Raw genomic sequence first — 20,220 nt, forward strand, 5'->3', positions numbered from 1 at the left:
AGAGCGCTGCAACAGGTTGACTCGGCGCCTCGCGCTTTCCGAAAATCGCTCTGATTGTCGCGCCGATGGCAGGGATACAGGAGTGAGGGATCGGCCCTCGATTGATAAGGCCGGTTTTTCTACAAAACCCCGAGGCTTTGAATTTTCTTACCAGCTTGATTGCCTTGTTTTCGCCTCTACTTACCGTCAAGTGGGGCTTCCTTGATTGAGAAACATGATGAGCGATACTCTTGCTCGCAACAGCGAGGTTTCGAAAATGGCACGCCAGTCGAGACCACGTCTGACGCTGGATATTGCCGCGATCCCGACCTATGCGATCGGCGACATTCATGGACGCTACGATCTGCTTGCGAAAGCCGAGGCGGCGATCCTGCGCGACGCCGCGCGGCTGCCGGGACGTAAACTGATCGTGACGCTTGGCGACTATATCGACCGTGGGCCGGAATCGGCCCAGGTCATTACTCACCTCATGGCGCCGCCGCCGGATGATTTCGACCGTATCTGTCTTGCCGGCAATCATGAAATCGCCATGCTCGACTATATCGACGGCTGGATCTCCTATGACGAGTGGATGGGGATGGGTTCGGCAGAGTCGCTCAAATCCTATGGTCTCGATCCGGAGCACCTGCCGCTGGTCTTTCCCACCGGCGCAAAGCTCGATTCCTTCCTCCGCCAGTCGCTGCCGCGCACGCATATCGATTTCATGCGGGCGATGCCTGTCATGCTGGAGACGCCAAGCGTGATTTTCGTGCATGCCGGCATCAATCCGAAGCTGCCGCTTGGCGAGCAGACCGACGAGGATCTGGTCATGATCCGCCAGCGGTTTCTCGAAAGCCGGGTGCCGTTGCCGAAGCTCGTCGTTCATGGTCACACGCCGAACGACGAGCCCGACATACGGCCGAGACGGCTCAATCTCGATACGCGCGCCTATCGCAGCGGCAAGCTCACCGTCGCACGCCTGTGGCAAGGTAAGGTGCATCTGTTTTCCACCTGACTTCCTGCCTTATTGGCCGCCTGCCGAAGCGGATCAGACCGTCTCGCTCTCAACCGCAACGGTCTCGACCGGTTTCTCCACCGGCCGGCGGCGGCGCCAGCCGCGCAGCACGACGTAGAAGACCGGCGTCAGGAACAGGCCGAAGATCGTCACGCCAAGCATGCCCGAAAACACGGCGGTGCCGAGCGACTGGCGCATCTCGGCGCCGGGGCCGGTGGCGATGGCAAGTGGCAGAACGCCGAAGATGAAGGCGAATGCCGTCATCAGGATCGGGCGCAGGCGAAGATGGCTGGCCTCGATGGCCGCTTCCACCGGCGATTTGCCCTCGTCTTCCGCCTGCCTGGCAAACTCGACGATCAGAATGGCGTTCTTGGCCGCAAGGCCGATCAACACGATCAGGCCGATCTGTGTCAGGACGTTGTTGTCCATTCCCCGCAGCGAGACCCCGATCAGCGCTGCGAGCACCGCAAGCGGCACGATGAGAATGATCGCCAGCGGCAGAACCCAGCTTTCATATTGTGCCGCCAGCGCCAGGAAGACGAAGACGACGGACAGGGCGAAGATGTAGACGGCGGTGTTGCCGGTGTGGGTCTCCTGATAGGCGAGTTCCGTCCATTCGAAGGTGGTCCCTTGCGGCAGGATCTTCGCCGCCAGCGCTTCCATCTTGGCGATGGCATCACCCGTCGATGTGCCTGGCGTCGGATTGCCCTGAAGCGGCACCGAGACGTACATGTTGTAGCGTTGGACAAGCGCCGGGCCGCTGGCATCCTGGATATCCATCAATGTTCCAAGCGGAACCAGAGCGCCGGTCGCCGAGCGAACCTTCAGGGCGAGGATATCTTCCCTGTCCATGCGATATTGCCGGTCGGCCTGCGCGCGCACCTGGTAGACACGGCCGAACGCATTGAAATCGTTGACGTAGGCTACGCCGAGATTGATGGAAAGCGCGTTGAAGATGTTGGGGATCGGCACATTCAGGAAGCGCGCCTTGTCGCGGTCGATCGACAGGAAATATTGCGGGCTTGCATCCGAGAATGTCGTAAAGACCCCCGTCAGCCCTTCCGTCGTGGCCGCCGCGCCCATCATCTGGCGGGCGAGGCCGAGCACGCGCGTCATGTCGGCGTTTTCAAGATCGGAAATCTGCATCTTGAAGCCGCCGGAATTGCCGACGCCGCGCACGGATGGCGGCGGGATGGCGATGATGAAGGCTTCCTGGATGCTCTGCAGTTTGCCGTAAAGCTCGCCGATGATCTTGTTGGCGTTTTCTCCGCCTTCTTCGCGTTCGGCAAAGGATTTGAACGGCACGAAGACGACGCCTGCATTCGAGGCATTGGTGAATGTCGCCCCGCTGAAGCCGGCAAATTGCACGGCGTTGCCGACGCCGGGCACGGTGCGGGCGATGTCGCCTACCTGTTTGACGACGGCGTCGGTGCGCGCGAGCGAGGCGCCGTCCGGAAGCTGTATGACGACGATCGCGTAACCCTGGTCCATGGTCGGGATGAAGCCCGCGGGAACGCGCGTGCTCATGTACCAGGTTGCTCCGAGCAGGCAGACGAAGGCGATCATCGCCGCTGTCAAACCGACCCAGCTGCGGACAAGATGCCGGACGATCCATGAATAGCCGGAACTCATCCTGTCGAAGCCGCGATTGAAACCGTCCGCGAGACCTCGGCAAAACCGTGTGGCGATATTCGCGCGCCTGGTTTCGTGGTCGTGGGGTCTCAGCAATATGCCCGCAAGGGCGGGCGACAGTGTCAGCGAATTCAAGGCCGATATCGCGGTGGTGACCGAGATCGTCACGGCGAATTGCCGGTAGAACTGGCCCGATATGCCCGGGATGAAGGCTGTCGGCACGAACACGGCGATCAGCACCAGCGAGATGGCGACGACGGCGGTTCCGACTTCGTCCATCGTCACGTGGGAAGCCTGTTTCGGCGTCATCCCGCGCGCCAGATTGCGCTCGACGTTTTCCACCACGACGATCGCGTCGTCGACGACAATGCCGATAGCGAGCACAAGCCCGAACAGGGTGAGCATGTTGAGCGAAAAGCCGAAGGCCAGCAGGACGGCGAAGGTGCCGATCAGCGAGACCGGGATGGCGACGATCGGTATGATCGCGGTTCGCCAGGACTGCAGGAAGACGAGAACGACGATCGCCACCAGGATGGCCGCCTCGGCGATGGTTCTATAGACCTCGCTGATCGAATCCGAGATGAATTCCGTGGTGTCGTAGACGATGCGATATTCCAGGCCCTCCGGGAAATTCTGGGAGATGTCCTTCATCAGAGTCTGAACCTGATGGGCCGTGTCCAGCGCATTGGTTCCCGGCCGGGCGAAAATGCCAAGGGCGACCGCCGGGTCGTTGTTGAGATAGCTGTTGGTGACGTAGTCCTGGGCGCCGAGTTCAATGCGGGCGACATCCTGCAACTGCACGAGCCGGCCGGCTCCCGTCGATTTGACGATGACGTAGCGGAATTCGCGCACATCGGAAAAACGTCCGTCCGTTCGCACCGTATATTCGAAGGCGTTCTTGCCGGTCACCGGCGGCGCGCCGATCTTGCCGCCGGAGACCTGGACGTTCTGGTCCCTCAGGGCGGAGACGACGTCGTCGGAGGTCATGCCGTAGGCGGAGAGCTTTTCCGGATCCAGCCAGATGCGCATCGAATACTGGCGTTCGCCGAAGATCTGCACGTCGCCGACGCCGTCGAGGCGGACGAGAACGTCGCGGATGCGGTTGCGGGCGTAGTTCGAAACGTAAAGCTGGTCATAGCGATGCGAGGGCGACAGCAGGTGCACCACCATCATCAGGTCGGGTGAACTCTTGTCGGTGGTGACGCCGAGCCGCTGGACTTCCTCGGGAAGGCGAGGCAGCGCGATCGAAACGCGGTTCTGAACCAGCACCTGCACCTTGTCGAGATCGGTGCCGAGCTTGAAGGTGATCGTCAGCGACATGGCGCCGTCGGCGCTGGAATAGGACGACATGTAAAGCATGTCTTCGACGCCGTTGATCTGCTGTTCGAGCGGGGTCGAAACGGTATCGGCGATCGTCTGCGGGTCGGCGCCGGGATAGGAGGTGCGCACGACGATGGTCGGGGGCGCGATCTCCGGATATTGGGAGACCGGCAATTGTGTGTAGGCGATGCCGCCGACGACAAGAAAGAGAATTGAGATGACGGCCGCAAAGATCGGCCGGTCGACGAAGAAGTGCGCGAATCTCATTGTCCGCTCTCCGCATTGGCGGCTTCAGGCGGGGTGTCCTGCCGCTCCTGCGGCAGTTCGCTCATCTGAGGCGTGATCGTCGAACCCGGCCGGGCGCGCATCAGGCCGTTGACGATGATCGTCTCGGTGCCATCGAGACCCTCGCGGATCACCCGATAGCCGTAGAGCCGCGGGCCGGGCCTCACGGGCTTGGTCGAAACCTTCCCTTGCGCGTCAACCACATAGACGACGCGCTCGTTCTGATCCGAGCCGATTGCCTCGTCCGGGACGAGAATGGCCTTATAGGTATTGGAGGCTGCGACCTGGACGCGGCCGAAGAGGCCTGGCTGAAGGATAAGATCGGGATTGGGCAGGCGTGCACGGATGCGGATGGTGCCGCTTTCGTTGTCGACCCGGTTTTCGGCGAAATCGAGTTTTCCCTTGAAGGGTTTGGCCGTGGGATCCGAGATCGCAACGGACACGTCGACGCCGCCGCCACCCAATTGAAGATCCTTGCCCTGCTTGCGCGCGGTATCGGCAAAATTCAGCAGGCGGCGTTCGTCGACGTCGAAATAGAAATCGATCGGATCGAGCGAAACGATGGTGGTGAGCACCGTTTGGTCGGCCTGCACCAGATTGCCGGTCGAGATCAGGCGGCGGTCGATGCGGCCGCTGAGCGGCGCTTTGATCTCGGTATATTCCATGTCGAGAGCAGCGCGATCGGCTGCGGCCTGGGCGCCGCGGACATTGGCCTCGGCGGAATCGAATTCGCGGCGGCGATCGTCCAGCGTCTGCGCTGACTGGCTGCCGCTCGATGCGAGCGACTGGGCGCGTTTATACTGCGCGTCGGCAAAGACGAGAGCGGATTGCGAGGCTTCGAGCGCCGCCTTTGCCTGGTTGAGCGCTGTTATGAACGGCCGCTGGTCGATGACGAAGAGCAGGTCGCCCTGCTTCACCAAAGCGCCATCCTCGAAATGGACTTCCTGCAGATAGCCGCCGACGCGCGAGCGGATGGAGACTTCGTCGACCGGCTGGAAACGGCCGATGAACTCGTCATTGTCGATGACATCGCGCACCACCGGCTTTGCGACGGTGACGGGAGGAGGGGCGGATGGGGCACCCTGCGCCATCGCAGCCAGCGGCATGAACGTGGCGATGCAGCCAAGCACCAACATCCGTCGAAGTGCGTAAGTCATACCGGTTCCTCCAATCTCGACAGCCGATCGACTGCCGCCGAAGCTAAGATGAAGTGATGCTATTCGTATCTTGCTGCTGTGAACGAAGGCCTCGGCCCCCGCGATTTCCTCCGGCGTCCAATCTTGGAAAGGAAGGCCGGCACGCAATGCACATCGGAAAAATCGTAACGCTATGGAACCGGATATAAACGGCAGCGGCGAAAAATAGCAAACGCCAATTGGCTGCGGTTGCAAAATCCATCAAACGTCAGGGATGGCGTCAGCTCTCGACGATCTCGTCGCGGCCAGGCGGCAAGACGGCGAGTTCGGCCCAATCGAGCTCCTGTTCCAGCGTGTGGAAGACATCGTCGTCGATTTCGTCGGCACGGCGCATCGCTGCCAGTTTGCGGCGTTTGGCGGCAATGACGCTGCGGCGCTGCTTGTCGAGCCTGCTGACCTCGCGCGGGTGTTTGCCATCGGCGGCGATCTCGCGCTCGGAGGTGTAGACGTCCCGCAGGATGCGGGTGGCGTTGTCCTCGCCGCCTGCAAGTTCGGCCAGTGCCGCATCGATCAACGCGACCCGGGCTCTGGTGAGGTCGCGATCCAAAGAGGTGTCCGGCTCGAATTTCAGGAAGCGGATCAGCGGTCCGAGCGTCAGGCCCTGGACGATGAGCGTGCCGAGAACGACTGCAAGCGCGCTGAGTAGGATGATGTCGCGATCGGGGAAGTCGATCGGCAGAGCAAGCGCGGTCGCCAGCGTGACGAGGCCGCGCATGCCGCACCAGCCGGCGAGCAGACTGGTCGCGAACGTGGGAACGGCTTGTCTGGTATAACCGCGCTCGGCGAGGAAGGTGATCGCGCGGTTATAGCAGAGCACCCAGGCCAGACGGACGAAGATGACGGTGATGAAGACCGCGGCGGCCAGGATGATCGCGAAATTCAGCCGGCCGGGATCGAGATCGAGGACGATCTGACGGACCTGCAAGCCCATCAGCAGGAAGGCCAGCACGTTGAGCAGGAAGACCGCTGCTTCCCAGACCGAATAGGAATGAATGCGGTGGCGGGCCGTCTGGCGCTCGGGCATGTAGCGGGCGATCACCATCGCATAGACGACGATGGCGAGGATCGCCGAAAGGTGCAGCCGCTCGGCGATGATCCAGGTGCCGAAGGTGGCGACGAATTCGAGCAGGGTGCCGCCGAGCGTGCCGGCGAGCTTCAACCCGACAATCATGTAGAGACGGCCGAGGAGATAACCGAGAATGAGGCCGCCCGGCACCGCCAGCGCCAGTTCCGCCAGGGCGCCGGTGAAGAAGGCGGGGCTGGCGGCGGCGGCCACCGCGGCGCTGAAGATCAGGAGCGCCACGGCATCGTTGAGAAGGCTTTCGCCCTTCAGGATCACATAGGTCTGACGCGGCAGGTCGAAGCGGTCGAGCATGGCGGTCGCCGCCGCCGCATCCGGCGGCGCGACGATAGCGCCGAGTGCGATGGCCGCGGCAAGCGGCAGGCCGGCCATCGTCACGCCAACGGCGGCAACGGCTGCGGCCGTCACGATCACGGCGATGGCGGCGAGCGAGAAGAGCGGCAGCCAGTTGCGTCGCAATGTTCGCGGCGGCAGATCATAGGCGGCATCGAAAAGCACCGGTGCGATCAGCAGCGCCAGTGCCAGTTCGGGATCGATCGCAACCTCGGGCGCCCAGGGCACGGCCGCGACGATGATGCCGGCTATCGCCAGCATGGTGGGATAAGGGATGCGGAATTTCCTGGAGAATTGCAGGAAGACGATTGCTACCAGCAGCAGCGTCAGCATGCTTTCGAAGAATGCCATCGCGCTCCCCAATGCGTGCCTCCGACGGAGGCTGTTCCTGCCGCGGAAAATTAGGGCGGCGCTGCGCCATGGCTACTGTCTCATGCCTCGAAAGGACCGCAGGAGGGAGGCGCGGACGGGCTCGACCGGCCTGCGGCATTTTCGTCGAGGTGGCGATTCTGCCGTCCAGGCCCTTGTGCATTGCACAAGCTCAATATATCTACCGATATTATAAGTATGCTTATAAATTAACGATCGCAGGTTTTCATGAGCGCTACGCCCACACTCGGCTTCCTTCTCCATGACGTCGCACGGCTGCTGCGCAAGCGGTTCGAGCAGCGCGCGAAGTGCCTTGGGCTGACCCGGTCGCAGTGGCAGACGCTGGCCTACCTCTCGAACAACGAAGGCATCCATCAGAGCGGCCTTGCCGAAATCCTCGAGGTCGAACCGATCACCCTGGTGCGCATTCTCGACAAGCTCGCCGAACGCGGGCTGATCGAGCGGCGCCAGCACCCGACCGACCGGCGGATCTGGCTGCTCTACATGCGCGACGAGGCGCATCCGCTGCTCGCCGAAATGCGCGAGCTTGGCGACACCACCCGCGCAGAAGCGTTGCAAAGCATTACGCCCGAGCAGCGCGAGCAGCTTTTCCACATCCTATCCGTAATGAAGACGAACCTGGTTCAGGCATGCCGGAGCCCGGTCGACGAGAATGAGACGAACGATGGCTGATCAATCCCCCCTCCGCGTCGTTGCCGACGCCAATGCCAAGACACCTTTCGAAGAAAATCAAGCCAAACAGCAGGAAACGGTAGCCGAAGCGCCTTCATCCAATTCAGCGCCGGCTGTCGCCGTGGCTGCGCCTGGCGGCAACAAGGTCCGCCGCCGGCGCAGCCTCACGCGGCCGATCCTGTTCGCCCTGCTGCCGGTGGCCCTCGTCGTCGGCGGTTATTATTACGTCAATGGCGGCCAGGTGATGTCGACCGACAATGCCTACCTCCAGGCCGATATGGTCGGGCTCACCACCGATGTCTCGGGTATCGTCGAGCAGATCGACGTGCATGAGAACGAGGCTGTTAAAGCTGGGCAGGTGCTCTTCAGCCTGAGAGCCGATTCCTTCAAGATCGCGCTCGATGGCGCCAAGGCGCAGCTCGGCGTGCAGCGCAACCAGATCATGAACCTCAAGGCCAGCTATCAGCAGTCGCTGGCCGAGATCACCCAGGCGCAAGCCGATCTGCCTTATTACCAGGATCAGTTCGACCGCCAGCAGAATCTCGTCAACAACGGCAGCGCCACACAATCGGCCTATGACGAGGCCAAGCACAATCTCGAAGCCGCCCGGCAGAAGGTGACTGTCGCCAAGGCCGAAGCCGCAACCACGCTTGCCCAGCTCGGTGGTTCTGCCGACCAGCCGATCGAGGAAAATCCGCTCTACCTGCAGGCCAAGTCGAATGTCGACAATGCCCAGCGCGAACTCGATCACAGCGTCGTCAAGGCGCCGTTCGACGGCATCGTCACCAATGTCAACGCGCTGCAGGTCGGCTCCTACCTGCAGGCCTCGCAGCAAGCATTCTCGCTCGTTGCCACCGATCACCTGTGGATCGCCGCCAGCCCGAAGGAAACCGAGCTCACCTATGTCAAACCCGGCCAGACAGCCGAGATCTATGTCGACACCTATCCCGGTGTGATGTGGAAGGGCAAGGTCGAGAGCATCAGCCCGGCCTCCGGCTCCAGCTTCTCGCTGCTGCCGGCGCAGAACACCACCGGCAACTGGGTAAAGGTCGTCCAGCGCATTCCGATGCGCGTCAGCATCGAAGACACCGAGGGCAAGCCGCCGCTTCGCGTCGGCATGAGCACGGTCGTCGATGTCGAGACCGGCCATGCCCGCGGCCTGCCCGATTTCGTCAACAAGCTTCTGGGCCGGACCCAGGGCGGGGATCATGAGTAACGTTTCCGCTTCCCCGGCGACCCCGGTTGCCAATCGCGGCGCGATCACGGCCTGCGTCATTCTCGCCGTCATCATGCAGGCGCTGGACACGACGATCGCCAATGTGGCGCTGCCCTATATTCAGGGCAGCGTGTCGGCTTCCGCCGACCAGATCAACTGGGTGCTGACCTCCTATATCGTCGCGGCGGCGATCATGACGCCGCCGTCCGGATTCCTTGCCGCCAAGTTCGGCCGGAAGCGCGTGCTGCTCGTCGCCATCGCCGGCTTCGTGGCTGCCTCGGTTCTTTGCGGCCTGGCGCAATCGCTGAACCAGATCGTCGCCTTCCGTCTGCTGCAGGGCCTGTTCGGCGCATCATTGGTGCCGCTTTCCCAGGGCATTCTCCTCGACATCTATACTGTGGAGGAACGCGGCTCGGCCATGGCGCTTTTCGGCGTCTCGGTCATGGTCGGACCGGTGCTCGGACCGGTCATCGGCGGCTGGCTGACCGACAATATCAGCTGGCGCTGGGTGTTCTACATCAACGTGCCGATAGGTGCGCTTGCCTTTGCCGGCATCGTCGTCTTTGTTTCAGAGACGAAGAGGGATGCGCTCGCCAGGCTGGACTGGTTCGGCTTCGGGATGATGAGCCTGTTCATCGCCTCGCTGCAGCTCTTCCTCGATCGCGGCGAGCAGCTCGACTGGTTCTCCTCCGGCGAGATCATGCTCGAAGCGATCATCTGCGCCGCCGCCTTCTATCTGCTTCTGGTGCATACGCTGACGGCGGAGAAATCCTTCGTCAATCCGAAGCTGTTCCTCGACCAGAATTTTTCGATCAGCATGATCTTCATCTTCGTGATCGGCATCACCTATCTCGCCTCACTGGCGCTGATGACGCCCTATCTGCAGACGCTGATGGGCTATCCCGTCATCACCGCCGGCATCGTCATGGGGCCGCGCGGGCTTGGCACCATGCTGTGCATGTTCATTGTCGGGCGGCTGGTCGGCAAAGTCGATACGCGCGCGTTGCTGGCGCTGGGCCTCGGGCTAACCGCCTGGGCGATGTACGACATGACCGGCTGGACACCCGACGTCTCGCAATGGACGATCGTCTCGGTCGGCTTCATCCAGGGCGCCGGCCTCGGCTTTCTGTTCGTGCCGCTGACGACGATCGCGTTTTCCACGCTGCCTGCCCATATGCGCGGCGACGGCACCGGCCTCTATAATCTGTCGCGCAACATCGGCTCGGCGGTGGGCATCTCGATCGTTTCGGCGCTGATCGTCGAGAATACGCAGAGCAACCATGAGTCGATCGCCGCTTATGTGACGCCGTTCAACCACGCCTTCAACGCGGTGGCAGCACAAGGGCTCAGCCCGGTGACGGCGGCCGGGCGCGCTTCGCTCAACGAGATCATCACCCTGCAATCGACGATCATCGCCTATATGGACGATTTCAAGCTCTTGATGCTGATGTCGCTCGCGGTCATTCCGCTGGTGCTCTTGCTGCGCAAGCCGAAGGCGGCGCCCGCCGTCGATCATAGCGCCGTCATGGAATAGGCTCTGGACTTTCACGCAATTCGGGACGCAAACCGCTGCACAGTTTTGCTGGACTTGCTTAACGGAACGGCTTGCTGAGATAACGCGACCCCTGAATGCCGAAGCGCCATGGTGCTTCGGCATTTTTGGTGATGCCGATGCGTTTTCCGGAGACGACAGGCACCGCAGCGGAGGGCGTCAGCGCATAGGGCGGGCGGTCGAGCAGCCTGTCGTTGATCTCGATATCGATGCCGAGCGCCTGGCAGAGTTTGCCGGGGCCGCTGCAGAGCGCGGTCAGCCTGTCGGTGCCGCGCTGCTCCATCATTAGAGGGATTCCCGTTTCCGGCTCAAGGGCGCGGATGAGCACGGCCGAGCCCGGATGGCAGACGAAGTTCAGGCACCAATACATGCCGTAAATGCGGTAGATGTAGACATTGCCGGGCCGGCCATACATGGCGCCGTTGCGCTTGGTCGGGCCGCGGAAGCTGTGCGAGGCCTCATCATCGGGAAAATAGGCTTCCGTCTCGGTGATCCGGCCGCCGGCGCCATCGACCGTGAGATGGCAGCCGAGCAGATCACGGGCAACGGCGATCGCGTCGCGCTCGAAAAACGCCCTGAGGCTTTCGCCGGTGAGCGCGCCGGCGCCGATCGCGCCCGATATCATTCCACTCTCGGTCATGGCCGATGCAGATAACATCCGGCGTACTCGCCGTCATCCCGAAACCGCTTCATGCGTTGGGCCCACCCGCCTCAGCGGCCGGCATTCGGATCGCGCATCGGGATCGAGGATGATGTGACCGAGACCGGGTCGCTCGCCGGGAAGGAATCCTCCAGACCTTCCTCCAGCTCTTCTTCGAGCAAAGCGGGATCCTTGCCGCGCGCGCCGTTGCCATGGACAGGTTCGATGGCCGCCGCAAGCAGGGTTTTGGCCCGCGAGACGGCGTTATCCGAGTTCAGTTCAGGCGTGCTTCGCAGCGTCACGGCAATGCTGTCTTCGCCTTCGCCGCCGAATTCGACAACGAAGCCGTCTTCCGTCTGGTAGACGGTGATATCGTTGAGTGCCATGGCCGCTCCCCCAAACGCTCATATTAGCAAAGCGCGTTTTCCGCGTTTTGTCGAGCGAAGACCTTCACCAGCCAGTCGATGAAAACGCGTACGCGCGGCGAAAGCTGGCGGTTCCGGGGGTAGAGCAGGGAGACCGGTGTCGGGGTCGGCGGAAAATCCTTGAGCACATGGATCAGCGTTCCCTCGGCAATATCTTTTTCGGCGTGATAACGCGGGATCTGGATCAGGCCGAGGCCCATCCTCGCCGCCGAAACATAACTTTCGGCGGCGTTGACGGTGATGGTGGCGGGAACGGTGATTTCGTGCACGGCGCCGTCGACGGTGAATTCGAGCGGCAACTGGCTGCCGGTGGCGCTGGAGCGGAAGCCGACCATGCGGTGGCCGGTTAGCCGGTCGGGATGCTGCGGCAGGCCATGGGCGGCGATGTAATCAGGCGAGGCGAGGGTGATTTCGTCGAGCATGGCGACACGCCTGATGATCATGTCGCTATCGCCGGGCGTGCCGGCGCGCAGCACGCAGTCGATACCTTCGCGAACCAGATCGACCAGCCGGTCGCCCTCGCTCATGTAGAATTCGATCTCGGGGTAAGTGTCGAGAAAGGACGGCAGGCTCGGCAGCACGAAGTGGCGCGCGAGCGTGCCGTGCACATCGACGCGCAGCAGGCCCTTCGGCCTAGCGCCGGCAAAAGCCCCTTCGGCATCCTCGATGTCGGCGAGGATCGACAGGCAGCGCTGGTAATAGGCCTCGCCGTCCAGCGTCGGGCTGACATGGCGTGTCGTGCGCTGGAGCAGGCGCACGCCGAGACGCGCCTCGAGCTGCTTCACCGCATCGGTGACGGTCGAGCGCGGCAGGCCGGTGTCTTCGGCGGCAAGGGTGAAGCTGCGACGCTCCACGACGCGGCAAAACACCCGCATGGCATCGAATTTGTCCATCTATTTGTTCGTTGTTCCCGGATAGTGATGTCGAATAATGCCTGATTATCCGTGATAGGAAAAGGAGCATCTTTTCCTCATCGAAACGCGATGAAGGAGAAAGACAATGGCTTCCAACGAAAACGGCAAGGTCGCACTGGTCACCGGCGCTTCCCGCGGCATCGGCGCGGCGGTCGCCAAACGCCTCGCCAAGGACGGTTTCACCGTTGTCATCAATTACTCCGGCAATGCGGCTCCGGCAGAGGAACTCGCCCGGGAGATCGAGCAGGCCGGCGGCAAGGCGCTGACCGAGAAAGCCGATGTCAGCGATGCGCAAGCCGTCCGCCGCATGTTCGATGCCGGTGAAACCGCCTTCGGCGGTATCGACGTGCTCGTCAACAATGCCGGCATCATGATGCTCTCCTCGATCGCCGAGACTGACGATGCCAATTTCGACCGCCAGATCGCCGTCAATCTCAAGGGCACCTTCAATACACTGAGGGAAGCGGCCAAGCGTCTGCGCGACGGCGGCCGGGTCATCAACCTCTCGACCTCCGTTGTCGGGCTGAAGCTTGAAACCTACGGCGTCTATGCCGCCACCAAGGCTGCCGTGGAAATGTTGACGGCGATCATGGCCAAGGAGATGCGCGGCCGCAACATCACCGTCAACGCCATCGCGCCCGGTCCTGTCGCCACCGATCTTTTCCTCAACGGCAAATCGGAGGAACTCGTTGCCCGCATGGCGAAGATGAACCCGCTGGAGCGCCTGGGCACAGCTGAAGACATCGCCGCCGCGGTGGCCTTCCTCGCCGGCCCGGACGGCGGCTGGATCAATGGTCAGACGCTGCGCGCCAATGGCGGCATGATCTAACGGGCTCCGTGCTCGCAATTATGTGAACGGGCTTGCGGAATTTTCCCTTACAATCCTGCGGGGAGTGCGTATATCTATTTTATCGCGAAAGAGTGGAATTCCCTGCCGCTCTTTTCCGAACCTCCACAGCCTGCCGCGCCCTTCCTGCGGTGCGACAGGCTTGATGTTCAAAGTTGCACATTGCGGTCCGTTGAAGGTTTCCCCGCCTTCCGGGCCGTATTCTTTTGGCGCTCAGAAGTCGTTCAGTCTCGCCTCCACCAGAAGCTTTACCAGCCAGTCGACAAAGACACGGACCTTGTTGCTGAGGTGGCGGTTCGGAGGGTAGACGACGTAGAGCGGCAGCGGATCGCGGCGCCAGTCCGGGAGCACGCGGACGAGGTCACCCTTTGCAATCGGCTCGCGCGCCATGAAGATCGGCACCTGCGCGATGCCGAGACCGGTCAGTGCAGCCGTTAGATAGGTGCGGCTATCGTTGACCGAGGCGATGTAACGCGGATTGGTCTCGATCACCTCGTTGTGCCGTCGAAATTCGAAGGGCAGCGTTCGGTTGTTTTGGGCGCGGAAATAGTTGACGGAATAATGATCGGCCTCCAGATCCTCCGGCCGCTCGGGCATGCCGAATTTCTCGATATAACCAGGCGAAGCACAGGTGATCATCTCGACTTCGGAAACACGTCGCGCGATTAGCGACTGATCGGCCGGGGTGCCGCCCCGCAACGCGCAGTCGACATTTTCCGCAAGGTAATCGACCGTGCGGTCGCCGACACCGAGGTCGATGCGGATATCGGGATACCGCTGATAAAAATCGCAGAGCGCGGGAACGACGATCCAGTCGGCGAAAGCGCCGGCCATTTCGACGCGCAGCCGCCCGCTCGGCAGGCTCTGCGAATTGGAGAGGCTGCCGTCGAGTTCCTCCAATTCAGAAATGATCTGGGCGGCCCGCTCGTAATAGAGAGCGCCGTCCGTGGTCACCATAACCCGGCGCGTCGTACGATTCAAAAGCTTGGTGCGCAGATGCGCCTCAAGGCCCTGGATGAGATTGGTTACCGTCGCCTTGGGCATGGCGAGCATGTCGGCGGCGCGGGTGAAATTGCCCGTCTCCACCACGCGGATGAAGACGCGCATTGCCGAGAGCTGATCCATCGGTTTGAAGTCCGCAGTTTGCGTTGCACCATTATTCGAGATGTGGAACAGTGTAATCGCGATATCGCTTCTTATTCCCTGGGTGGAATAACAATATCTTTTTTGTGCAAAATGCAAGCGGCAGGCGTTGTCTGCTTGTCGCTGACGCAAAAGAGACCGAAGCATGACGGTGGAATGGAAAGATATGATGCTGGATAAGGTGGCCGTCGGCCCCGTTTCCGCACGCATCTACCAGGGCGCCGATTACGGCAAGGGTCCGCCGATCGTGCTTTACCTGCATGGCGGCGCGTTTCTTGACAGCGAGACGAATGTCGACAGGCCGGTGGCGATGAGCCTCGCCAAATCAGGCGCCATCGTCGCCGCCGTCGATTACAGCACCCTGTCCGGCAACCTGTTTCCGCAGGCGCTGGAAGTTTCCTTCTCCGTTTTCACATATCTCGCCAACAAGCGCGCTGCCGGTCTTGGTGACCGCAAGTCGCTGCTCTTCGTCGCCGGCGAAGAGGCGGGCGGCAATGTCGCCGCCGGCGTGGCTCTGAAGGCCCGCGATCAGATGCCGGATGCCCTCGATGGCCAGGTCTTGATTTCGCCGCTGCTCGATCCCTTCATGGGCACGTCCTCGATCCGCAAGGCCGAAGTGATCGGCATGCGTCAGCGCTGGACGGAGGGCTGGAGCCATTACTTAAGCGGCGGCGGCTGCCACCCTTATGCGGCGCCTTGTCTCTGTTCGCGTCTTTCCGGCGTCGCGCCGGCGCTGATCTTCACCGCCGAGGACGATCCTCTGCACGACGAAACACTCGGTTACGGTGCCCGCCTGAAAAAGGCCGGCGTCGGTGTGCGCCAGCATGTTCTTCCCGCCGGGACGGGCTGGCCCTCGATTTATGGTGGGAAATCCGCAGGAGTGCCCGACTGGCAGGAGCATGTCAGCCGCCATTTCGGAAGCTTCCTTCGGGATGTAAGCGTCCAACCGCAATTGCATTGAAGATGATCTGATATTTCGGCGGCTTGGGGCCGCAAGGAGAGTACTGATGACGTCCAGAAGTAAGCGCTGGGCCCTTGTGGGCGCCGGCATGGGCCTTATTGCGTCGGTTTCAGGCGCCGCATTGTTTTTCGAACTGCCGATGAGCACGACCGCCACGGCCGCGTCCGCCCCGGCGCAGCCGCCTGCCGTGCCGGTGACGGTTGCCGTCGTCGCGGCGCGTGACGTGACAGCCTGGGAGAGTTTCTCCGGCCGGCTCGAAGCTGTCGACCGTGTGCAGGTTCGCTCCCGCGTCGCCGGCGCCATCCTGTCGGTGGCCTTCCGCGAAGGGGCGCTGGTCAAGCAGGGCGACCTGCTCTTCACCATCGACCCGGCTCCCTACCAGGCGAGCGTGGCGCAGGCTGAGGGCCAGGTCGCTTCGGCCGAAGCCAAGGTCAGCCTGGCGCAGACCGAGCTCGATCGCGGCCGCAGGCTTTCCGACAACCGCACCATCTCCCAGAGCGATCTCGATCAGCGCCAGAGCGCGCTGGCCGAGGCGCAGGCAGGGCTGCGTTCGGCGCAGGCCGCACTGCAGTCGGCCCAGCTCGATCTCGATTACACCCAGGTGCGTGCGCCGGTTTCCGGCCGCATCGGCAAGATCGAGGTGACCGCCGGCAACCTGGTTGCGGCCGGCTCGGCTTCGCCTGAACTGACGACGCTCGTTTCGGTCGATCCGATCTATGCGAGCTTCAACGCCAGCGAAGAGATGGTGACGCGCGCGCTTGCCGAGCTTCCGCAGACCGACAGCGCCCTGCCGCCGGTCGAGCAGATCCCGGTCGAGGTTGGTACGCTTGCCGACAGCGGCACGCCGATCAAGGGCAAGCTGCAGTTGATCGACAACGAGGTCGATGCCTCCAGCGGCACCATCGGCGTGCGCGCTGTCTTCGACAATCCGGGTGGTCGTCTCATCCCCGGCCAGTTCGTACGGGTGCGCATGGGCCAGCCGAAGGCCGAGAACAAGATCGTCATCAGCGACCGCGCCGTCGGCACAGACCAGGACAAGAAGTTCGTCTTCGTCGTCGATGCCGAAAACAAGGTCGCCTATCGGCAGATCCAGCTCGGCACGCTGTCCGACGGTCAGCGTGTGGTCGAAAGCGGTCTGGACGCCGGCGAAAAGATCGTCGTCAACGGTCTGCAGCGCATCCGTCCGGGTGCCGTCGTCGTACCGCAGATGGAAGAGAAGGTCGCGACCGCGCAGTAAGACTTCGCCTTTCCCTCCCGGGCGAAGGCGATGCCTTCGCCCCAGGGGAATGCCAATACCCGAATTGATATGACCCGCCGGCGGCTCCCAAACCGCCGGAGAGGGACGTTGCATCCATGTTCACCCCGGAGAGGGCTTTGAAATGAACATCTCCAGATTCTTTGTCGACCGCCCGGTCTTTGCCGGCGTTCTCTCAGTCCTCATCGTGGTTGCCGGCTTGATCGGCCTGCGCGCGCTGCCGATTTCCGAATATCCCGAGGTCGTGCCGCCGTCGATCGTCGTGCGCGCCACCTATCCCGGCGCCAACCCGTCGGTCATCGCCGAAACGGTGGCCACACCGCTCGAAGAGCAGATCAACGGTGTCGAGGGCATGCTATACATGTCCAGCCAAGCGACGTCGGACGGCGTGCTCAACGTGACCGTCACCTTCAAACTCGGCACCGACCCCGACAAGGCGCAGCAGCTGGTGCAGAACCGCGTTTCGCAGGCCGAACCACGGCTGCCGGCGGAAGTCCGCTCGCTGGGGATCACGACGGTCAAGAGTTCGCCCAACTTCATCATGGTCGTCAACCTTGTCTCCGATGGCGACAATCACGACATTACCTATCTCCGCAACTATGCGACGCTGAATATCAAGGATCGGCTTGCCCGCATCGCAGGCGTCGGTCAGGTGCAGGTCTTTGGCGCCGGCGATTATTCGATGCGTGTCTGGATCGATCCCCAGAAGGCTGCCGAGCATGATCTCGCCGCCAGCGATATCAGCAGCGCCATCAGCTCCCAGAACGTCCAGGCCGCGGCCGGCATCATCGGTGCATCGCCGAGCCAGCCGGGTGTGGACCTGCAGCTCAATGTCAATGCCCAGGGCCGCCTGCGCACACCCGAGGAGTTCGGCAATATCATCGTCAAGACGGGCGCCAGTGGCGAGATCACCCGCCTTCGCGACGTTGCCCGCATCGAGCTCGGCGCCGCAGACTATACGTTGCGCTCGCTGCTCGACGGCAAGCCTGCCGTCGCCGTTGCCGTGCTTCAGGCGCCCGGTTCGAATGCGATCGAAATCGCCGATAATGTGCACGCCACCATGGATCAGCTGCAGCTCGCCATGCCGGAGGGGGTTAAATACGAGATTGTCTACGATACGACGAAATTCGTGCGCGCCTCGATCGAGAAGGTCATCGACACGCTGCTCGAAGCCATCGCGCTTGTTGTTCTCGTCGTCATCCTGTTCCTGCAGACATGGCGCGCCTCGATCATTCCGCTGATCGCGGTTCCGGTATCGATCATCGGCACCTTCGCGGTCATGTATGTCTTCGGCTTCTCGATCAACGCGCTCAGCCTGTTCGGGCTGGTGCTGGCGATCGGTATCGTCGTCGACGACGCGATCGTGGTGGTCGAAAACGTCGAGCGCAATATCGAACAGGGGCTGTCGCCGCGGGCCGCCACCTACAAGGCGATGAAGGAAGTCTCCGGTCCGATCATCGCGATCGCGCTGGTCCTCGTCGCGGTCTTCGTGCCGCTCGCCTTCATCTCCGGCCTGTCCGGTCAGTTCTATCGCCAGTTCGCGCTGACGATCGCGATCTCGACCGTCATCTCGGCATTCAACTCGCTCACCCTCTCTCCGGCGCTTGCAGCCCTTCTCTTGAAGGGGCATCACGCGCCGAAGGACTGGCTGACACGATTCATGGATGCCATCTTCGGCTGGTTCTTCCGCGGCTTCAACCGGGTCTTTGGCGCCGGCTCGAATGCCTACGGCAAGGGTGTGGGCGGATTGCTGTCGCGCAAGAGCATAGTCATGGTGGTCTACCTGGCGCTGGTCGGTGCGACCTACAGTCTGTTCAGCACGGTCCCCGGCGGCTTCGTGCCGTCGCAGGACAAGCAGTATCTGATCGGTTTTGCCCAGCTGCCGGATGCCGCAAGCCTTGACCGCACGGAAGACGTAATCAAGCGCATGACCGATATCGCGCTGGCGCAGCCGGGCGTTGCCAATGCGATCGCCTTCCCGGGCCTTTCGATCAACGGCTTCACCAACTCCTCGAATGCCGGCATCGTCTTCGTGACGCTGAAGGATTTCGAGGAGCGCAAGACACCGGATCTTTCGGGTGGTGCCATCGCCATGGCGCTGAACCAGAAATTCGGCGCCATCCAGGATGCCTTCATCGCCATGTTCCCGCCGCCGCCGGTCAACGGTCTCGGCACGACGGGCGGTTTCAAGCTGCAGATCGAGGATCGTGCCGGCCTCGGTAACCAGGCGCTCGACGAAGCGACCAAGGCCGTGCTTGCCAAGGCCTATCAGACGCCTGAGCTTGCCGGGCTGTTCTCCAGCTTCCAGATCAACGTGCCGCAGCTCTATGCCGATCTCGACCGCGCCAAGGCCGAGCAGCTCGGGGTTTCCGTCACCGACGTCTTCCAGACGCTGCAGATCTATCTCGGTTCGCTCTATGTGAACGACTTCAACGCCTTCGGCCGCACCTACAGCGTCCGGGTGCAGGCCGATGCGAAATTCCGCGCCCAGCCGGAAGATATCGGCCAGTTGAAGGTCCGTTCCGCATCGGGTGAGATGATCCCGCTTTCGGCCCTGCTGAAGGTGCAGCCGAGCACCGGTCCGGAGCGCGCGAACCGCTACAACGGCTTCCTCGCCGCCGATATCAACGGCGGTCCGGCGCCGGGCTTTTCGTCCGGCCAGGCGCAGGCGGCTATCGAGAAGATCCTGCATGAGACCCTGCCGGCAGGCATCGACTTCGAATGGACGGATCTGACCTATCAGCAGATCCTTGCCGGCAATTCGAGCGTCGTCGTTTTCCCGCTGGCGCTGCTGCTCGTCTTCCTGGTGCTTGCCGCCCAGTATGAAAGCCTGACGCTGCCGCTTGCGATCATCATGATCGTGCCGATGGGTGTGTTGGCCGCGCTGACAGGCGTCTGGCTCACCGGTGGAGACAACAACATCTTCACCCAGATCGGTCTGGTGGTGCTGGTCGGACTATCGGCGAAGAACGCGATCCTTATCGTCGAATTCGCCCGCGAACTGGAGTTCGAAGGCCGGACGCCACGGGAGGCCGCGGTGGAAGCCAGCCGTCTCCGTCTTCGCCCGATCCTGATGACCTCGCTGGCCTTCATCATGGGTGTCGTGCCGCTCGTCGTCTCCACCGGCGCCGGCGCGGAGATGCGCGCGGCCATGGGTGTCGCGGTCTTCTCGGGCATGATTGGCGTGACCTTCTTCGGCATCTTCATGACGCCTGTCTTCTACGTGCTGCTGCGGCGGCTGGCGGGCAACCGCCCGCTCGTCCAGCACAAGCCGGACGAACACAAGGAAGAAGAGGCTGAGGTCATCCGGCTCGCGGCGGAATAAACGGAATTCAACCTTCCTTTGTCGAGTAAATCGGGCGGG

The 20,220-nt window shown here is 62.3% G+C and carries 15 protein-coding genes; 8 read left to right on the forward strand and 7 right to left on the reverse strand.

All coding sequences use genetic code 11. The features are described 5' to 3' along the window. Window positions 1-217: 217 nt before the first annotated feature. A complete protein-coding gene (locus tag BBJ66_RS10575; protein WP_184344952.1) occupies window positions 218-994 on the forward strand; it encodes a metallophosphoesterase family protein in 777 nt (258 codons plus the stop codon). A 33-nt stretch (window positions 995-1,027) separates the two neighbouring features. Here BBJ66_RS10575 and BBJ66_RS10580 read toward each other — a convergent pair whose 3' ends face one another. The 3 genes from BBJ66_RS10580 to BBJ66_RS10590 all read right to left on the reverse strand — a co-directional run bounded on the left by BBJ66_RS10580 (window position 1,028) and on the right by BBJ66_RS10590 (window position 7,192). Beyond that, entirely contained in the window at window positions 1,028-4,213 is a 3,186-nt protein-coding gene (locus tag BBJ66_RS10580) for an efflux RND transporter permease subunit (protein ID WP_071086876.1), read from the reverse strand. Then, window positions 4,210-5,388 carry an efflux RND transporter periplasmic adaptor subunit gene (locus BBJ66_RS10585; RefSeq protein WP_071086878.1) on the reverse strand — a complete coding sequence of 393 codons (1,179 nt, stop codon included), beginning with the start codon at window positions 5,386-5,388 and terminating at the stop codon, window positions 4,210-4,212. Before BBJ66_RS10585 ends, BBJ66_RS10580 begins: the two co-directional genes overlap by 4 nt. A gap of 259 nt (window positions 5,389-5,647) precedes the next feature. Further along, window positions 5,648-7,192 (reverse strand): cation:proton antiporter, encoded by a 1,545-nt coding sequence (locus BBJ66_RS10590; protein ID WP_071086880.1) that lies wholly within the window; start codon window positions 7,190-7,192, stop codon window positions 5,648-5,650. Window positions 7,193-7,438: 246 nt separating this feature from the next. Here BBJ66_RS10590 and BBJ66_RS10595 point away from each other — a divergent pair, with 246 nt between their 5' ends. The 3 genes from BBJ66_RS10595 to BBJ66_RS10605 are packed head-to-tail and all read left to right on the forward strand — an operon-like array spanning window position 7,439 to window position 10,653. Next, window positions 7,439-7,903 carry a MarR family winged helix-turn-helix transcriptional regulator gene (locus tag BBJ66_RS10595; protein ID WP_049731701.1) on the forward strand — a complete coding sequence of 155 codons (465 nt, stop codon included), beginning with the start codon at window positions 7,439-7,441 and terminating at the stop codon, window positions 7,901-7,903. After that, window positions 7,896-9,119 carry an HlyD family secretion protein gene (locus BBJ66_RS10600; RefSeq protein ID WP_049731700.1) on the forward strand — a complete coding sequence of 408 codons (1,224 nt, stop codon included), beginning with the start codon at window positions 7,896-7,898 and terminating at the stop codon, window positions 9,117-9,119. The genes BBJ66_RS10595 and BBJ66_RS10600 overlap by 8 nt, the downstream gene beginning before the upstream one ends. Then, window positions 9,112-10,653, forward strand: coding sequence for a DHA2 family efflux MFS transporter permease subunit (locus tag BBJ66_RS10605; protein ID WP_071086882.1), 1,542 nt, complete (start codon window positions 9,112-9,114; stop codon window positions 10,651-10,653). Before BBJ66_RS10600 ends, BBJ66_RS10605 begins: the two co-directional genes overlap by 8 nt. Window positions 10,654-10,711: 58 nt before the next feature. Here BBJ66_RS10605 and BBJ66_RS10610 read toward each other — a convergent pair whose 3' ends face one another. From BBJ66_RS10610 to BBJ66_RS10620, 3 genes are read right to left on the reverse strand one after another with little or no spacing between them, the layout of a single operon-like run. Next, complete coding sequence (locus BBJ66_RS10610; protein ID WP_071086884.1) at window positions 10,712-11,329, reverse strand: DNA-3-methyladenine glycosylase; 618 nt, start codon at window positions 11,327-11,329, stop codon at window positions 10,712-10,714. 53 nt (window positions 11,330-11,382) lie between these two features. Beyond that, window positions 11,383-11,697, reverse strand: a complete 315-nt coding sequence (locus tag BBJ66_RS10615) for a hypothetical protein (protein WP_071086886.1) — start codon at window positions 11,695-11,697, stop codon at window positions 11,383-11,385. Window positions 11,698-11,720: 23 nt separating this feature from the next. Continuing rightward, on the reverse strand, window positions 11,721-12,629 hold the full coding sequence (locus BBJ66_RS10620; RefSeq protein WP_049731696.1) for a LysR family transcriptional regulator: 909 nt from the start codon (window positions 12,627-12,629) through the stop codon (window positions 11,721-11,723). A 106-nt stretch (window positions 12,630-12,735) separates the two neighbouring features. Between BBJ66_RS10620 and BBJ66_RS10625 the strand changes: the two genes are divergently transcribed. After that, complete coding sequence (locus BBJ66_RS10625) at window positions 12,736-13,479, forward strand: SDR family oxidoreductase (protein ID WP_049731695.1); 744 nt, start codon at window positions 12,736-12,738, stop codon at window positions 13,477-13,479. Between the two features lie 231 nt (window positions 13,480-13,710). Here BBJ66_RS10625 and BBJ66_RS10630 read toward each other — a convergent pair whose 3' ends face one another. Beyond that, entirely contained in the window at window positions 13,711-14,622 is a 912-nt protein-coding gene (locus BBJ66_RS10630; RefSeq protein ID WP_049731694.1) for a LysR family transcriptional regulator, read from the reverse strand. 163 nt (window positions 14,623-14,785) lie between these two features. Here BBJ66_RS10630 and BBJ66_RS10635 point away from each other — a divergent pair, with 163 nt between their 5' ends. From BBJ66_RS10635 to BBJ66_RS10645, 3 genes are all read left to right on the forward strand, one after another. Beyond that, a complete protein-coding gene (locus BBJ66_RS10635; protein ID WP_071086888.1) occupies window positions 14,786-15,601 on the forward strand; it encodes an alpha/beta hydrolase fold domain-containing protein in 816 nt (271 codons plus the stop codon). A 46-nt stretch (window positions 15,602-15,647) separates the two neighbouring features. Beyond that, window positions 15,648-16,838 carry an efflux RND transporter periplasmic adaptor subunit gene (locus BBJ66_RS10640; protein ID WP_071086890.1) on the forward strand — a complete coding sequence of 397 codons (1,191 nt, stop codon included), beginning with the start codon at window positions 15,648-15,650 and terminating at the stop codon, window positions 16,836-16,838. A 142-nt stretch (window positions 16,839-16,980) separates the two neighbouring features. Continuing rightward, window positions 16,981-20,181, forward strand: coding sequence for an efflux RND transporter permease subunit (locus BBJ66_RS10645; RefSeq protein ID WP_071086892.1), 3,201 nt, complete (start codon window positions 16,981-16,983; stop codon window positions 20,179-20,181). Window positions 20,182-20,220 lie beyond the last annotated feature (39 nt).

Source organism: Rhizobium sp. RSm-3 (assembly GCF_001854685.1).
Taxonomy (GTDB): domain Bacteria; phylum Pseudomonadota; class Alphaproteobacteria; order Rhizobiales; family Rhizobiaceae; genus Rhizobium; species Rhizobium ecuadorense.

Excerpts from the sequence above, each read along its gene's own strand:
- BBJ66_RS10575 (WP_184344952.1), top strand. The coding sequence starts at position 218 with ATGAGCGATACTCTTGCTCGCAACAGCGAGGTTTCGAAAATGGCACGC.
- BBJ66_RS10580 (WP_071086876.1), bottom strand. The coding sequence starts at position 4,213 with ATGAGATTCGCGCACTTCTTCGTCGACCGGCCGATCTTTGCGGCCGTC.
- BBJ66_RS10585 (WP_071086878.1), bottom strand. The coding sequence starts at position 5,388 with ATGACTTACGCACTTCGACGGATGTTGGTGCTTGGCTGCATCGCCACG.
- BBJ66_RS10590 (WP_071086880.1), bottom strand. The coding sequence starts at position 7,192 with ATGGCATTCTTCGAAAGCATGCTGACGCTGCTGCTGGTAGCAATCGTC.
- BBJ66_RS10595 (WP_049731701.1), top strand. The coding sequence starts at position 7,439 with ATGAGCGCTACGCCCACACTCGGCTTCCTTCTCCATGACGTCGCACGG.
- BBJ66_RS10600 (WP_049731700.1), top strand. The coding sequence starts at position 7,896 with ATGGCTGATCAATCCCCCCTCCGCGTCGTTGCCGACGCCAATGCCAAG.
- BBJ66_RS10605 (WP_071086882.1), top strand. The coding sequence starts at position 9,112 with ATGAGTAACGTTTCCGCTTCCCCGGCGACCCCGGTTGCCAATCGCGGC.
- BBJ66_RS10610 (WP_071086884.1), bottom strand. The coding sequence starts at position 11,329 with ATGTTATCTGCATCGGCCATGACCGAGAGTGGAATGATATCGGGCGCG.
- BBJ66_RS10615 (WP_071086886.1), bottom strand. The coding sequence starts at position 11,697 with ATGGCACTCAACGATATCACCGTCTACCAGACGGAAGACGGCTTCGTT.
- BBJ66_RS10620 (WP_049731696.1), bottom strand. The coding sequence starts at position 12,629 with ATGGACAAATTCGATGCCATGCGGGTGTTTTGCCGCGTCGTGGAGCGT.
- BBJ66_RS10625 (WP_049731695.1), top strand. The coding sequence starts at position 12,736 with ATGGCTTCCAACGAAAACGGCAAGGTCGCACTGGTCACCGGCGCTTCC.
- BBJ66_RS10630 (WP_049731694.1), bottom strand. The coding sequence starts at position 14,622 with ATGGATCAGCTCTCGGCAATGCGCGTCTTCATCCGCGTGGTGGAGACG.
- BBJ66_RS10635 (WP_071086888.1), top strand. The coding sequence starts at position 14,786 with ATGACGGTGGAATGGAAAGATATGATGCTGGATAAGGTGGCCGTCGGC.
- BBJ66_RS10640 (WP_071086890.1), top strand. The coding sequence starts at position 15,648 with ATGACGTCCAGAAGTAAGCGCTGGGCCCTTGTGGGCGCCGGCATGGGC.
- BBJ66_RS10645 (WP_071086892.1), top strand. The coding sequence starts at position 16,981 with ATGAACATCTCCAGATTCTTTGTCGACCGCCCGGTCTTTGCCGGCGTT.